This is a genomic window from Streptomyces sp. NPDC029014 (genome assembly GCF_055564695.1).
This window is the reverse complement of the sequence record NZ_JBVHVT010000173.1, coordinates 1,963-3,952: the sequence shown is the minus strand read 5'-3', so window position 1 is coordinate 3,952 and position 1,990 is coordinate 1,963. Positions and strand designations below refer to the sequence as shown.

Annotated in this window: 1 rRNA gene (cut by a window edge); it reads right to left on the bottom strand. The window is 57.1% G+C overall.

From position 1 onward, the window contains the following. A 23S ribosomal RNA gene (locus tag ACZ4VL_RS40010) occupies window positions 1-1,931 on the bottom strand; it reaches 1,271 nt to the left of the window's first position. Between the last annotated feature and the right edge of the window lie 59 nt (window positions 1,932-1,990).

The following is a 1,990-nucleotide window of genomic DNA, read 5'->3' as shown; positions in this document are numbered from 1 at the left end:
TCATCACCAGGCGTGGCCCCCCTTCTCCCGAAGTTACGGGGGCATTTTGCCGAGTTCCTTAACCATAGTTCACCCGAACGCCTCGGTATTCTCTACCTGACCACCTGAGTCGGTTTAGGGTACGGGCCGCCATGAAACTCGCTAGAGGCTTTTCTCGACAGCATAGGATCATCCACTTCGCCACAATCGGCTCGGCATCAGGTCTCAACCTTCATGAGGGACGGATTTGCCTACCCCTCGGCCTACACCCTTACCCCGGGACAACCACCGCCCGGGCTGGACTACCTTCCTGCGTCACCCCATCGCTTACCTACTACAAGTCTGGTCCGTCGGCTCCACCACTCCCCTTCACCCGAAGGATCCAGGGCGGCTTCACGGACTTAGCATCGCTCGCCTCGATATTGGGCGTTTCAAAGCGGGTACCGGAATATCAACCGGTTGTCCATCGACTACGCCTGTCGGCCTCGCCTTAGGTCCCGACTTACCCTGGGCAGATCAGCTTGACCCAGGAACCCTTAGTCAATCGGCGCAAGAGTTTCTCACTCTTGTATCGCTACTCATGCCTGCATTCTCACTCGTGAACCGTCCACAACTACCTTCCGGTGCTGCTTCACCCGGCACACGACGCTCCCCTACCCATCACAGCAGGCGTTGGCCCTATTGCTGCAATGACACGACTTCGGCGGTACGCTTGAGCCCCGCTACATTGTCGGCGCGGAATCACTTGACCAGTGAGCTATTACGCACTCTTTCAAGGGTGGCTGCTTCTAAGCCAACCTCCTGGTTGTCTCTGCGACTCCACATCCTTTCCCACTTAGCGTACGCTTAGGGGCCTTAGTCGATGCTCTGGGCTGTTTCCCTCTCGACCATGGAGCTTATCCCCCACAGTCTCACTGCCGTGCTCTCACTTACCGGCATTCGGAGTTTGGCTAAGGTCAGTAACCCGGTAGGGCCCATCGCCTATCCAGTGCTCTACCTCCGGCAAGAAACACACGACGCTGCACCTAAATGCATTTCGGGGAGAACCAGCTATCACGGAGTTTGATTGGCCTTTCACCCCTAACCACAGGTCATCCCCCAGGTTTTCAACCCTGGTGGGTTCGGTCCTCCACGAAGTCTTACCTCCGCTTCAACCTGCCCATGGCTAGATCACTCCGCTTCGGGTCTAGAGCGTGCAACTCAATCGCCCTATTCGGACTCGCTTTCGCTACGGCTTCCCCACACGGGTTAACCTCGCTACACACCGCTAACTCGCAGGCTCATTCTTCAAAAGGCACGCAGTCACGAAGATCCGAAGATCTCGACGCTCCCACGGCTTGTAGGCACACGGTTTCAGGTACTATTTCACTCCGCTCCCGCGGTACTTTTCACCATTCCCTCACGGTACTATCCGCTATCGGTCACCAGGGAATATTTAGGCTTAGCGGGTGGTCCCGCCAGATTCACACGGGATTTCTCGGGCCCCGTGCTACTTGGGAGATGAGCAAGCAAGCCGTACAGATTTCAGCTACGGGGGTCTTACCCTCTACGCCGGACCTTTCGCATGTCCTTCGCCTATCCATACGGTTTCTGACTCGCCTCACAGCCGGCAGACTGTGAAAGCTCATTCCCACAACCCCACATGCGCAACCCCTGCCGGGTATCACACGCATACGGTTTGGCCTCATCCGGTTTCGCTCGCCACTACTCCCGGAATCACGGTTGTTTTCTCTTCCTGAGGGTACTGAGATGTTTCACTTCCCCTCGTTCCCTCCACACTGCCTATGTGTTCAGCAGTGGGTGACAGCCCATGACGACTGCCGGGTTTCCCCATTCGGACACCCCCGGATCAAAGCTCAGTTGGCAGCTCCCCGGGGCCTATCGCGGCCTCTCACGTCCTTCATCGGTTCCTGGTGCCAAGGCATCCACCGTGCGCCCTTAAAAACTTGGCCACAGATGCTCGCGTCCACTGTGTAGTTCTCAAACAACGACCAGCCACCCATCACCCGAC